The sequence below is a fragment of the Shewanella mesophila genome (genome assembly GCF_019457515.1).
GTDB classification, from domain to species: domain Bacteria; phylum Pseudomonadota; class Gammaproteobacteria; order Enterobacterales; family Shewanellaceae; genus Shewanella; species Shewanella mesophila.
Genome location: NZ_CP080421.1, coordinates 2,140,354 through 2,152,439 on the forward strand (window position 1 = coordinate 2,140,354; position 12,086 = coordinate 2,152,439).

Annotated in this window: 17 protein-coding genes; 4 read left to right on the top strand and 13 right to left on the bottom strand. The window is 38.1% G+C overall.

Features of this window, described 5'->3' with window-relative positions; all coding sequences use genetic code 11:
- Positions 1-78 precede the first annotated feature (78 nt).
- Positions 79-261: a hypothetical protein gene (locus K0I73_RS09360; RefSeq protein WP_220064181.1), complete on the top strand. Its 183-nt coding sequence runs from the start codon at positions 79-81 to the stop codon at positions 259-261.
- A gap of 569 nt (positions 262-830) precedes the next feature.
- Entirely contained in the window at positions 831-1,049 is a 219-nt protein-coding gene (locus tag K0I73_RS09365; RefSeq protein ID WP_220064182.1) for a hypothetical protein, read from the top strand.
- 307 nt (positions 1,050-1,356) lie between these two features.
- Here K0I73_RS09365 and K0I73_RS09370 read toward each other — a convergent pair whose 3' ends face one another.
- The 7 genes from K0I73_RS09370 to K0I73_RS09395 all read right to left on the bottom strand — a co-directional run bounded on the left by K0I73_RS09370 (position 1,357) and on the right by K0I73_RS09395 (position 6,655).
- Positions 1,357-2,499: a zonular occludens toxin domain-containing protein gene (locus K0I73_RS09370; protein ID WP_220064175.1), complete on the bottom strand. Its 1,143-nt coding sequence runs from the start codon at positions 2,497-2,499 to the stop codon at positions 1,357-1,359.
- Positions 2,496-2,813, bottom strand: coding sequence for a hypothetical protein (locus K0I73_RS09375; RefSeq protein ID WP_220064176.1), 318 nt, complete (start codon positions 2,811-2,813; stop codon positions 2,496-2,498). Before K0I73_RS09375 ends, K0I73_RS09370 begins: the two co-directional genes overlap by 4 nt.
- A 2-nt stretch (positions 2,814-2,815) precedes the next feature.
- Positions 2,816-4,396, bottom strand: a complete 1,581-nt coding sequence (locus K0I73_RS09380) for a hypothetical protein (RefSeq protein WP_220064177.1) — start codon at positions 4,394-4,396, stop codon at positions 2,816-2,818.
- A 111-nt stretch (positions 4,397-4,507) separates the two neighbouring features.
- On the bottom strand, positions 4,508-4,642 hold the full coding sequence (locus tag K0I73_RS19135) for a hypothetical protein (protein ID WP_258405329.1): 135 nt from the start codon (positions 4,640-4,642) through the stop codon (positions 4,508-4,510).
- A 30-nt stretch (positions 4,643-4,672) separates the two neighbouring features.
- Positions 4,673-4,912 carry a hypothetical protein gene (locus K0I73_RS09385; RefSeq protein WP_220064178.1) on the bottom strand — a complete coding sequence of 80 codons (240 nt, stop codon included), beginning with the start codon at positions 4,910-4,912 and terminating at the stop codon, positions 4,673-4,675.
- A gap of 162 nt (positions 4,913-5,074) precedes the next feature.
- A complete protein-coding gene (locus K0I73_RS09390; RefSeq protein WP_220064179.1) occupies positions 5,075-5,368 on the bottom strand; it encodes a single-stranded DNA-binding protein in 294 nt (97 codons plus the stop codon).
- 9 nt (positions 5,369-5,377) lie between these two features.
- Positions 5,378-6,655 (bottom strand): phage/plasmid replication protein, II/X family, encoded by a 1,278-nt coding sequence (locus K0I73_RS09395; protein ID WP_220064180.1) that lies wholly within the window; start codon positions 6,653-6,655, stop codon positions 5,378-5,380.
- A gap of 133 nt (positions 6,656-6,788) precedes the next feature.
- On the opposite strand from K0I73_RS09395, the gene K0I73_RS09400 reads away from it, so the two are divergent.
- Together K0I73_RS09400 and K0I73_RS09405 are read left to right on the top strand one after the other, a co-directional pair.
- Entirely contained in the window at positions 6,789-6,971 is a 183-nt protein-coding gene (locus K0I73_RS09400) for a hypothetical protein (protein WP_220064181.1), read from the top strand.
- 569 nt (positions 6,972-7,540) lie between these two features.
- The gene (locus K0I73_RS09405) at positions 7,541-7,759 is read left to right on the top strand and encodes a hypothetical protein (protein WP_220064182.1); all 219 of its coding nucleotides are present in this window, start codon (positions 7,541-7,543) and stop codon (positions 7,757-7,759) included.
- A 307-nt stretch (positions 7,760-8,066) separates the two neighbouring features.
- On the opposite strand, the gene K0I73_RS09410 is transcribed toward K0I73_RS09405, so the two are convergent.
- From K0I73_RS09410 to K0I73_RS09430, 6 genes are all read right to left on the bottom strand, one after another.
- Positions 8,067-9,209 carry a zonular occludens toxin domain-containing protein gene (locus K0I73_RS09410; protein ID WP_220064175.1) on the bottom strand — a complete coding sequence of 381 codons (1,143 nt, stop codon included), beginning with the start codon at positions 9,207-9,209 and terminating at the stop codon, positions 8,067-8,069.
- Positions 9,206-9,523 (bottom strand): hypothetical protein, encoded by a 318-nt coding sequence (locus tag K0I73_RS09415; RefSeq protein ID WP_220064176.1) that lies wholly within the window; start codon positions 9,521-9,523, stop codon positions 9,206-9,208. Before K0I73_RS09415 ends, K0I73_RS09410 begins: the two co-directional genes overlap by 4 nt.
- A 2-nt stretch (positions 9,524-9,525) precedes the next feature.
- The gene (locus tag K0I73_RS09420) at positions 9,526-11,106 is read right to left on the bottom strand and encodes a hypothetical protein (protein ID WP_220064177.1); all 1,581 of its coding nucleotides are present in this window, start codon (positions 11,104-11,106) and stop codon (positions 9,526-9,528) included.
- Positions 11,107-11,217: 111 nt separating this feature from the next.
- Complete coding sequence (locus tag K0I73_RS19140) at positions 11,218-11,352, bottom strand: hypothetical protein (protein WP_258405329.1); 135 nt, start codon at positions 11,350-11,352, stop codon at positions 11,218-11,220.
- 30 nt (positions 11,353-11,382) lie between these two features.
- The gene (locus tag K0I73_RS09425; protein WP_220064178.1) at positions 11,383-11,622 is read right to left on the bottom strand and encodes a hypothetical protein; all 240 of its coding nucleotides are present in this window, start codon (positions 11,620-11,622) and stop codon (positions 11,383-11,385) included.
- A 162-nt stretch (positions 11,623-11,784) separates the two neighbouring features.
- The gene (locus K0I73_RS09430; RefSeq protein ID WP_220064179.1) at positions 11,785-12,078 is read right to left on the bottom strand and encodes a single-stranded DNA-binding protein; all 294 of its coding nucleotides are present in this window, start codon (positions 12,076-12,078) and stop codon (positions 11,785-11,787) included.
- Positions 12,079-12,086 lie beyond the last annotated feature (8 nt).

Sequence of the window (12,086 nt, forward strand, 5' to 3'; positions counted from 1 at the left end):
CATGTAAACACGTATGAAATAAATATATTTAATGATGTATAGTTACACGACCCAGAGAAACATAAGACGAGTTAATTAATGGTAAAAAGAAACGACACGACGGTAGCAATAAACGGCGATAGAAAGGACGCATTACAAGACGCCGCTGTCGATATAACCATAGCAACAAGAAAACCAATAAAACCATCGGTTATTGTCCATTATCTCATTGATAACTATCTGAAAGATGCTGTAAAAGACCTGAAACACAAAGAAAAGTAAACTGTCAATTTGGCAGTAGAGACCACTGTTAAAGTATGTGGTCTCTTTAATGACCCGACCATCATAATTCAAACCCTGATATTGCCTTCGGCCGTCAACATTCATTTCAAAACATAACCAATCAAAAAAAGCGTCTGTCAGGGCGAAGGATTAGCGCAGCAAGCTGCTACATAACTGCTTTACGCTACGCTTCCATCAAGGCTGCGCCTTAATAATCCCAAATAAAAAAGATAGCATTTTAGAAAAACAATTGATTATTTTGATATCATTTGCTTGCTTTATTACGTAGTTTTGCTATCATTAAGGGGTAGAGAGAAACTTAATTGATAGCAGAGGAACAGCAAAATGAAAACATGTTCAATAGAAATTCAAATGCTAGAAAACGGAAGTGTAATGTATACAGCGCAAACTAATGATAGGAATTGGTCAGTAGTAAAGGGTTCTGATGAAGTTATAACTAGCCCAAATGATAATAGCTGTGAATTCATCTTCTCACCTACCCCGATATTAGATATTCAGCAATTCAACGATTTCATGAGAGACATTCTAACAGAGGGAGGAAATATCTAATGGCAATTACAATAAGACTCAACGAAAAACAAGAACAGCAGCTGCAAGAAGCAATGAAACTAACTGGAGAAGCAACAAAATCTAAAACTATTCTTTATTTGATAGAAAACGCAAAGCGACACATTACTGACAGAAAAGAGCTAAACGAACTAAGAAGCGATATTGATAATTTATTTTTCACAATAGACAAGATATCTAAACATAAAATACCCTATTGATAGCAAAAAAGTGTTACCGGTTCGAATTTTTGATTGCAATAAAGAGTTTCCAGGAACAAATATTGATAGCAAAAAATCGTTACCGGTTTCAAATTTTGATAGCAATAACTTCATCCTGGAAAGCAATAATGATGCAATTCGCACAATGCATGTTATGTATAAATATCTACTACGCATCCCTCTCACTGCTCCGCATTTTAGTTCAAGGCAAGTATTCAACATAACATTAATACATTGTGCGCATTTTTAAAATAAACAAACCAACTCAAACTGATTAAGAAACCTTCCCACTGACGTGGGCCCCTTCCTAATCAGTTTGCTCTGGTGTCGAATCAGGTAAATTAGCAGCTAATGCAACCCTAGGTGAGTCGCATGTTATCCAATCCTCATAATCCTCATAAGTAACAAGCACAGCGCAATCACCAAACACTTGAACGTCATAACCAGCAAGACGCAAATCTTTAGTTGAGATTGTAAACATAGGCTGACCGTTCTGTGCGGCAACAAAATACACCTCTTTAACCAAATAACGCTTAAGAGTGAATTCAGCAACACTATCAATATGAAGAGATACCTTATAAAAAGGATGTTTTTTTGATTCCGAAGACTTTTTAGAACTTGGTAGAACTGGTGAAGCATTAGCATTCGAAACAACAGAGGAACTTGAAACTGAAGGTTTAACCTCAACAGGTACAGAAACTGACTTTGAAGAGTCAAGACCTAATGAGTCAGGAATTAAAATCTTTTTACCTGTATAAAGCGTAAAAACAACACCAATAACAATCAGAGCTATAGATAGTTTTCGATGAGGAATAAAATTAGCTTTAATGTCTTTTGTTTTAGCTTCATCAACAGGCTTACTTGATTGAGTATGGCTTTGGTAAAACTGAAAATATTGCTTTTGATATTCCCTTTCTTCCTCATGAATATAATCAGAGTTACGACCTGAAATACCATGATAAGTCTTTTTAATATAATGAGTATCATCGCCAAAAACAGACTTTTTAATACAGCGAAAACAAACTTCAACCATATCTTTTAAATCTTTATGCAACTTGGCAGGACTCTGACAAAGAATAATAATGTCATGACCATAATGACCATGCATCGACAAATATTCTAAAACTTCTTTTTTGGCATCACGACCAATCGATAAATGAGCCTCATCAACAACGAATAAAACACCTTGACCATTTTCAGCCTTCCAATCATACCGAGTAAAATCAGAAGGAACAGAAAATGGCCTAACCATGCCGTACTGGTTAAAATTCGCCTCAACAACAGTAATATTATCAGCTACATCTTGGCTATAAAATTGAGCAATCTTTTCTTTATTAACAGGAATATTAGTTACAACTTTACGACCATCCTTAGCAGCAGGAATTATATGATAAACAACGCTTTCATAGCTTTTACCAGCTCTAGGGCGACCAAAGATACCATTAATCACGAGCCCAACCTCACAAAAGGAATTAACTGAAGCATCATGCGTATTATAAGAGCAGTAACTATTGACGACATAGAAGCGCTAATACCACAAACACCCATAAAATACTGAGTTTCAGGAGGTATTGCTGAAATATACTGCAACGGGTTCAAACCTTGAAATAAACTAGCTAAACCATCTAAAACAAATATTACAGCACCGAATAACATATCAAGAGTCCACCACAAAAAGTCTTTTAAAAACTCAACAAAGCTAATGAATATTTGATAAAGATAATCGACAAACTGATTCCATTTATTTGCAAACCAATCCAACATAATTAACCTCCAAATATAATTTTACGCACAGCAAAAGCCGTGCAAATCATATTAATAGCAAAAAGAAAACCAAGAACTCTAGCGTCAAGCTCAAGCGTATTACAGCCATAATTCATTAAAGAACCTAAATTAAAACAAAATTCCATTGGAGGCGCGGAACCGCTAACTGCAATATTTTCAAACTGTTTAACAAACTCAAAAGGAGCACTGCTTTTTAATGCAGATGAATTTTTACTCCAAACATCAGAAAAACCATTAGGATACTCGGGTTCATAAAAAGACTGAATACCCTGACTAGGCTCTGAATCAGTTTCAACACCAGTTTCACCTAAAGACTCACCAAGGCCGTCAATAGCAGAAATAACACCATCATTTGAACTGCCGCCACCGCCAGCACCAGAACCACCAGAAACAATAGCCTGCCTCACCCCCTCAAGACCATCGACAACTTGCCTAGCATCATTGCTACGAGCAGCCTCACGCTCTGCAATCTGACGCTCAACATATTCAGTTATCTCCTTTTGTTGTTTAATCAGCTTGTTGTGACGCTCAGCAGCATCTTTTTTCAACTTATTACTTTGGTCTGAAATCGCGTCAACAATATTTTTACCAATACACGTTGTTTTATCGCCAACTGTAGAACAATCAACACCGTCATAAGGTGAGTCAGTAGAAGTCTCTTCAACCTCGTTTTCAGTTGTATCTATACCATCGTCAATACCACCACCATTATTATTACCATCACCTTCATCGGGAACTGTAACATTGGAGCAGTCTTGATAAGTAAGACCGTTAGATAATTCGTGAGTTGTACAGTCACCCTCTTTGTCTTCGGGTGTAAAGCTAGCATTCGATTCGATTTTACCATTACCGCAAACCGCACCGTTAGAAACACCCGTTGTCCACTGAGCGCCCTTATAGCTAGCACCATTGTTGATGGAGTAAGAGCATTGGCCATCGCAATACGTACCAGAACCAGCAACAGGAACCTTTCCAAAAGTTTGTATGCTAGAACTTACTTCACCCTTGCTTGGACACTGGATAGGGACGCAGCCGTATGGTTCAACAGAATATTTAAAATAACCAAGTGGACAAAGAGGGAAATTGGGAAAACAAACCTCATGCGATTCATTGCCGGGTTCAGGCATAGGCCCCTTTTTATAATCTGGAAAATCATTAGGCGGACATATTTTAGAATCAGATTCAATTTTAGAGTGAGCTTTTCCGTAATTTACATTACCGCCCGTAACCCAAGGATAACTAGGCACTTGTCGAACCTCAGTTCCACAAATCAAATGAATTTCACGCGAAATATCAACATTATTACACTCAGTAATACGCGTAGTCTCAGAACCTTGTGGGCCAATTGAGCGCAAAGTTTGAATGCAATCAGAAAGCGACATTCTAGAATCTTGAACATAAGAAGGGTCATAAGAAATGTAATTAGAGCGACAAGAATAGGTTTCACTATTATCAGATTCAGGTTCAACCCAATCAGGCATATTTTCGCTAAATTCAGCATTACAAAAAAAAGAAAAGGCCGACAATGCAAGCATTAACGACCCTGTTATTAGCTTTGACATTTATCAGCCTCCAAATAAATTTTGGCTAACTACGTAGCCGCAAATCGCCCCTATCAATGCGATAATCGTAAAGATAAGGGCTAGTATTAAACTAGCCACATATCCGCCTTGTTAAGCTTTATTGACAGCGCGTTTAGCAATGGTAATACCCTTAAGCGCAAGAGCAATACCAACAATCAACACACCTGTTGCACCGATAAAAGTAGCAACAGAAGCCAAATCTACAGCAGCAAAAATATCAGCCATTTTAAATCTCCAAATATTAATTTAATGCGCTTATGCGCGTTTAATAACACCCTTAGCTATCTTGACTTGATAAGAAAGATAACCAAGGAAAACAACCCAGCCAAAAACAATGCCAAAAACCTCGAGCATATCGGCTGGATTAATTTCAATCGACTGAACAGCTAAATTGTATTCAGTCGGTGAAACCAAGATGTAACCCGTACAATCATCAACAGATTGAGCAGATTGCATTAAATAACCTTCAGCAGTGAATGCTACGCATTGAGCCATTGAAAAACCTCATAACTCAAAAGCAAATCACCAAAATAACAAGAAGAACAAAGAGGAATATTGCACGGCTGAGCAAAACCAGCAGGTTGCTGTTCTTGACCGTCGTAGAGATTGCCGCAACAAGGGCAAGTCCAAACAGATAAGAACGCCACGTGAGCCATATTAAGCCGCCTTAATGCCAGCTTTCAGCGGAGTAAGCAAAACATTGAAAGGGTTAACCTCAATCTTGCCAAAACGCGAAACCTGAAAACTAGAAGGATGAATTTCATATTCACCTGCGGGATTAGGTGGTACACCCTCCTCTAGCGGAATTTGAACCTCAACAGGATAACGACCACCGTTATACATATAGCCACGTTGCCAATAGATAGTGCGGTCAGGCTTGCCATCTTGACCCTTAAAAGAACGTTGTTGAACAACACAGTCTTGGCTATCAATCTCAATTTTTACTGACATATTTTTTCCTTAACTTGCTAATCGCATAGTTTGTCTTAGTTGCTGATGTAATGGTTTTGGCTCATGCCAATTTGCTGGATGTTGCTTTGAAAAATCGACATTTACAAACCGAACTAACGGAACCACATTAGAGGACGCAGATGCTTGTAAATTTTGAAGATAGGACTTAGGAATAACAGAGGAAACCTCAGATATTGTTCTATAAAAAGTACGCTCAGGCATAGTGGCCTTGACTTCGTCCCACCCTTCGTGCTTAAGGCTACGAACAAAGCGAAATAATCTATCTGCCTTTGAATAAGTCGTTTTACCCGTTTTAGTCACTGTAAAATATTCGGCACGCAAAGCCGCTCTGACATCGTCATCGTTATATATGTTCACTTGTTTGCCCTCGAAAGTTTTAAATATGTCTTTCCAAGCGTAATCCCATAGATATTGAATCGGACAACAGCGCCTTGACAGGTTTTCACAATGACGAACGAAGTCACCCACATGAGTAGGAAACCCCAAACGCTTAAACGTCTTAGGCAAAATAGAAGCCTCAAAACGTAGCGAGTTTTGCGCAAAAGCTAATACCTCTGGCGCTGTCATTGCTTCAAGCTGTCGTTTATATACGTCCTTTTTTGTGATCTTTAATTTATGCTCGGTTTCTTTAATTTGATGCTGTAACTCAAAATGCTTTAAATATGCTTTTAACTGTTTACGTCTAGATGATTTTTGGCCGTCATTAGAGCTTTTTACACCCCAATAGGCAGTTGTTTCATGTGCTGACTTACTAGAGCGAGTTTGGCCTGATGATAAATTTCTTAACACAGTAATGATGTTTCTTGCGTCAGCTTCACTATCTAAATGGGCCGTGAAAGTGCAATCTATTTGCTTAATCTCGGCACTTCTAAAATCAAGCATTTCAGCCAACCTAGGCATACCCATATTGAATGTGGTCACCAACGATTCAACGCATAAACGAACATCGTCAGAACCGTAAACATTATGACCTTGGAGTAACTTTGCAGGGCTGGCTTTTATCTCAATAAACGGCCAGTAGGTAGAACCACCCGCATGAATCTTAAATGAAAGCGTTGACCAGCTTGAAGGGAGCGATTCGTATGGGTGGCGTAGTGACTCGAAATCATATTGACCGTCATTAAAAGTCACATTGCCAGACTCTAATTTTGCACCGCGGAGATTGCATTCTTTGAGGTCGATAAGGCCAGAAATGCGGTCAGATGCCGTATCTCCAACAACAAAAACCTCATCAAATGGAATTGCAATCCGTAGCAAGTCAATCATCACATGTACACATAAATTAAATAATGATGGTGGATTATAGACACAATATTTATTACATGTAAACACGTATGAAATAAATATATTTAATGATGTATAGTTACACGACCCAGAGAAACATAAGACGAGTTAATTAATGGTAAAAAGAAACGACACGACGGTAGCAATAAACGGCGATAGAAAGGACGCATTACAAGACGCCGCTGTCGATATAACCATAGCAACAAGAAAACCAATAAAACCATCGGTTATTGTCCATTATCTCATTGATAACTATCTGAAAGATGCTGTAAAAGACCTGAAACACAAAGAAAAGTAAACTGTCAATTTGGCAGTAGAGACCACTGTTAAAGTATGTGGTCTCTTTAATGACCCGACCATCATAATTCAAACCCTGATATTGCCTTCGGCCGTCAACATTCATTTCAAAACATAACCAATCAAAAAAAGCGTCTGTCAGGGCGAAGGATTAGCGCAGCAAGCTGCTACATAACTGCTTTACGCTACGCTTCCATCAAGGCTGCGCCTTAATAATCCCAAATAAAAAAGATAGCATTTTAGAAAAACAATTGATTATTTTGATATCATTTGCTTGCTTTATTACGTAGTTTTGCTATCATTAAGGGGTAGAGAGAAACTTAATTGATAGCAGAGGAACAGCAAAATGAAAACATGTTCAATAGAAATTCAAATGCTAGAAAACGGAAGTGTAATGTATACAGCGCAAACTAATGATAGGAATTGGTCAGTAGTAAAGGGTTCTGATGAAGTTATAACTAGCCCAAATGATAATAGCTGTGAATTCATCTTCTCACCTACCCCGATATTAGATATTCAGCAATTCAACGATTTCATGAGAGACATTCTAACAGAGGGAGGAAATATCTAATGGCAATTACAATAAGACTCAACGAAAAACAAGAACAGCAGCTGCAAGAAGCAATGAAACTAACTGGAGAAGCAACAAAATCTAAAACTATTCTTTATTTGATAGAAAACGCAAAGCGACACATTACTGACAGAAAAGAGCTAAACGAACTAAGAAGCGATATTGATAATTTATTTTTCACAATAGACAAGATATCTAAACATAAAATACCCTATTGATAGCAAAAAAGTGTTACCGGTTCGAATTTTTGATTGCAATAAAGAGTTTCCAGGAACAAATATTGATAGCAAAAAATCGTTACCGGTTTCAAATTTTGATAGCAATAACTTCATCCTGGAAAGCAATAATGATGCAATTCGCACAATGCATGTTATGTATAAATATCTACTACGCATCCCTCTCACTGCTCCGCATTTTAGTTCAAGGCAAGTATTCAACATAACATTAATACATTGTGCGCATTTTTAAAATAAACAAACCAACTCAAACTGATTAAGAAACCTTCCCACTGACGTGGGCCCCTTCCTAATCAGTTTGCTCTGGTGTCGAATCAGGTAAATTAGCAGCTAATGCAACCCTAGGTGAGTCGCATGTTATCCAATCCTCATAATCCTCATAAGTAACAAGCACAGCGCAATCACCAAACACTTGAACGTCATAACCAGCAAGACGCAAATCTTTAGTTGAGATTGTAAACATAGGCTGACCGTTCTGTGCGGCAACAAAATACACCTCTTTAACCAAATAACGCTTAAGAGTGAATTCAGCAACACTATCAATATGAAGAGATACCTTATAAAAAGGATGTTTTTTTGATTCCGAAGACTTTTTAGAACTTGGTAGAACTGGTGAAGCATTAGCATTCGAAACAACAGAGGAACTTGAAACTGAAGGTTTAACCTCAACAGGTACAGAAACTGACTTTGAAGAGTCAAGACCTAATGAGTCAGGAATTAAAATCTTTTTACCTGTATAAAGCGTAAAAACAACACCAATAACAATCAGAGCTATAGATAGTTTTCGATGAGGAATAAAATTAGCTTTAATGTCTTTTGTTTTAGCTTCATCAACAGGCTTACTTGATTGAGTATGGCTTTGGTAAAACTGAAAATATTGCTTTTGATATTCCCTTTCTTCCTCATGAATATAATCAGAGTTACGACCTGAAATACCATGATAAGTCTTTTTAATATAATGAGTATCATCGCCAAAAACAGACTTTTTAATACAGCGAAAACAAACTTCAACCATATCTTTTAAATCTTTATGCAACTTGGCAGGACTCTGACAAAGAATAATAATGTCATGACCATAATGACCATGCATCGACAAATATTCTAAAACTTCTTTTTTGGCATCACGACCAATCGATAAATGAGCCTCATCAACAACGAATAAAACACCTTGACCATTTTCAGCCTTCCAATCATACCGAGTAAAATCAGAAGGAACAGAAAATGGCCTAACCATGCCGTACTGGTTAAAATTCGCCTCAACAACAGTAATATTATCAGCTACATCTTGGCTATAAAATTGAGCAATCTTTTCTTTATTAACAGGAATATTAGTTACAACTTTACGACCATCCTTAGCAGCAGGAATTATATGATAAACAACGCTTTCATAGCTTTTACCAGCTCTAGGGCGACCAAAGATACCATTAATCACGAGCCCAACCTCACAAAAGGAATTAACTGAAGCATCATGCGTATTATAAGAGCAGTAACTATTGACGACATAGAAGCGCTAATACCACAAACACCCATAAAATACTGAGTTTCAGGAGGTATTGCTGAAATATACTGCAACGGGTTCAAACCTTGAAATAAACTAGCTAAACCATCTAAAACAAATATTACAGCACCGAATAACATATCAAGAGTCCACCACAAAAAGTCTTTTAAAAACTCAACAAAGCTAATGAATATTTGATAAAGATAATCGACAAACTGATTCCATTTATTTGCAAACCAATCCAACATAATTAACCTCCAAATATAATTTTACGCACAGCAAAAGCCGTGCAAATCATATTAATAGCAAAAAGAAAACCAAGAACTCTAGCGTCAAGCTCAAGCGTATTACAGCCATAATTCATTAAAGAACCTAAATTAAAACAAAATTCCATTGGAGGCGCGGAACCGCTAACTGCAATATTTTCAAACTGTTTAACAAACTCAAAAGGAGCACTGCTTTTTAATGCAGATGAATTTTTACTCCAAACATCAGAAAAACCATTAGGATACTCGGGTTCATAAAAAGACTGAATACCCTGACTAGGCTCTGAATCAGTTTCAACACCAGTTTCACCTAAAGACTCACCAAGGCCGTCAATAGCAGAAATAACACCATCATTTGAACTGCCGCCACCGCCAGCACCAGAACCACCAGAAACAATAGCCTGCCTCACCCCCTCAAGACCATCGACAACTTGCCTAGCATCATTGCTACGAGCAGCCTCACGCTCTGCAATCTGACGCTCAACATATTCAGTTATCTCCTTTTGTTGTTTAATCAGCTTGTTGTGACGCTCAGCAGCATCTTTTTTCAACTTATTACTTTGGTCTGAAATCGCGTCAACAATATTTTTACCAATACACGTTGTTTTATCGCCAACTGTAGAACAATCAACACCGTCATAAGGTGAGTCAGTAGAAGTCTCTTCAACCTCGTTTTCAGTTGTATCTATACCATCGTCAATACCACCACCATTATTATTACCATCACCTTCATCGGGAACTGTAACATTGGAGCAGTCTTGATAAGTAAGACCGTTAGATAATTCGTGAGTTGTACAGTCACCCTCTTTGTCTTCGGGTGTAAAGCTAGCATTCGATTCGATTTTACCATTACCGCAAACCGCACCGTTAGAAACACCCGTTGTCCACTGAGCGCCCTTATAGCTAGCACCATTGTTGATGGAGTAAGAGCATTGGCCATCGCAATACGTACCAGAACCAGCAACAGGAACCTTTCCAAAAGTTTGTATGCTAGAACTTACTTCACCCTTGCTTGGACACTGGATAGGGACGCAGCCGTATGGTTCAACAGAATATTTAAAATAACCAAGTGGACAAAGAGGGAAATTGGGAAAACAAACCTCATGCGATTCATTGCCGGGTTCAGGCATAGGCCCCTTTTTATAATCTGGAAAATCATTAGGCGGACATATTTTAGAATCAGATTCAATTTTAGAGTGAGCTTTTCCGTAATTTACATTACCGCCCGTAACCCAAGGATAACTAGGCACTTGTCGAACCTCAGTTCCACAAATCAAATGAATTTCACGCGAAATATCAACATTATTACACTCAGTAATACGCGTAGTCTCAGAACCTTGTGGGCCAATTGAGCGCAAAGTTTGAATGCAATCAGAAAGCGACATTCTAGAATCTTGAACATAAGAAGGGTCATAAGAAATGTAATTAGAGCGACAAGAATAGGTTTCACTATTATCAGATTCAGGTTCAACCCAATCAGGCATATTTTCGCTAAATTCAGCATTACAAAAAAAAGAAAAGGCCGACAATGCAAGCATTAACGACCCTGTTATTAGCTTTGACATTTATCAGCCTCCAAATAAATTTTGGCTAACTACGTAGCCGCAAATCGCCCCTATCAATGCGATAATCGTAAAGATAAGGGCTAGTATTAAACTAGCCACATATCCGCCTTGTTAAGCTTTATTGACAGCGCGTTTAGCAATGGTAATACCCTTAAGCGCAAGAGCAATACCAACAATCAACACACCTGTTGCACCGATAAAAGTAGCAACAGAAGCCAAATCTACAGCAGCAAAAATATCAGCCATTTTAAATCTCCAAATATTAATTTAATGCGCTTATGCGCGTTTAATAACACCCTTAGCTATCTTGACTTGATAAGAAAGATAACCAAGGAAAACAACCCAGCCAAAAACAATGCCAAAAACCTCGAGCATATCGGCTGGATTAATTTCAATCGACTGAACAGCTAAATTGTATTCAGTCGGTGAAACCAAGATGTAACCCGTACAATCATCAACAGATTGAGCAGATTGCATTAAATAACCTTCAGCAGTGAATGCTACGCATTGAGCCATTGAAAAACCTCATAACTCAAAAGCAAATCACCAAAATAACAAGAAGAACAAAGAGGAATATTGCACGGCTGAGCAAAACCAGCAGGTTGCTGTTCTTGACCGTCGTAGAGATTGCCGCAACAAGGGCAAGTCCAAACAGATAAGAACGCCACGTGAGCCATATTAAGCCGCCTTAATGCCAGCTTTCAGCGGAGTAAGCAAAACATTGAAAGGGTTAACCTCAATCTTGCCAAAACGCGAAACCTGAAAACTAGAAGGATGAATTTCATATTCACCTGCGGGATTAGGTGGTACACCCTCCTCTAGCGGAATTTGAACCTCAACAGGATAACGACCACCGTTATACATATAGCCACGTTGCCAATAGATAGTGCGGTCAGGCTTGCCATCTTGACCCTTAAAAGAACGTTGTTGAACAACACAGTCTTGGCTATCAATCTCAATTTTTACTGACATATTTTTTC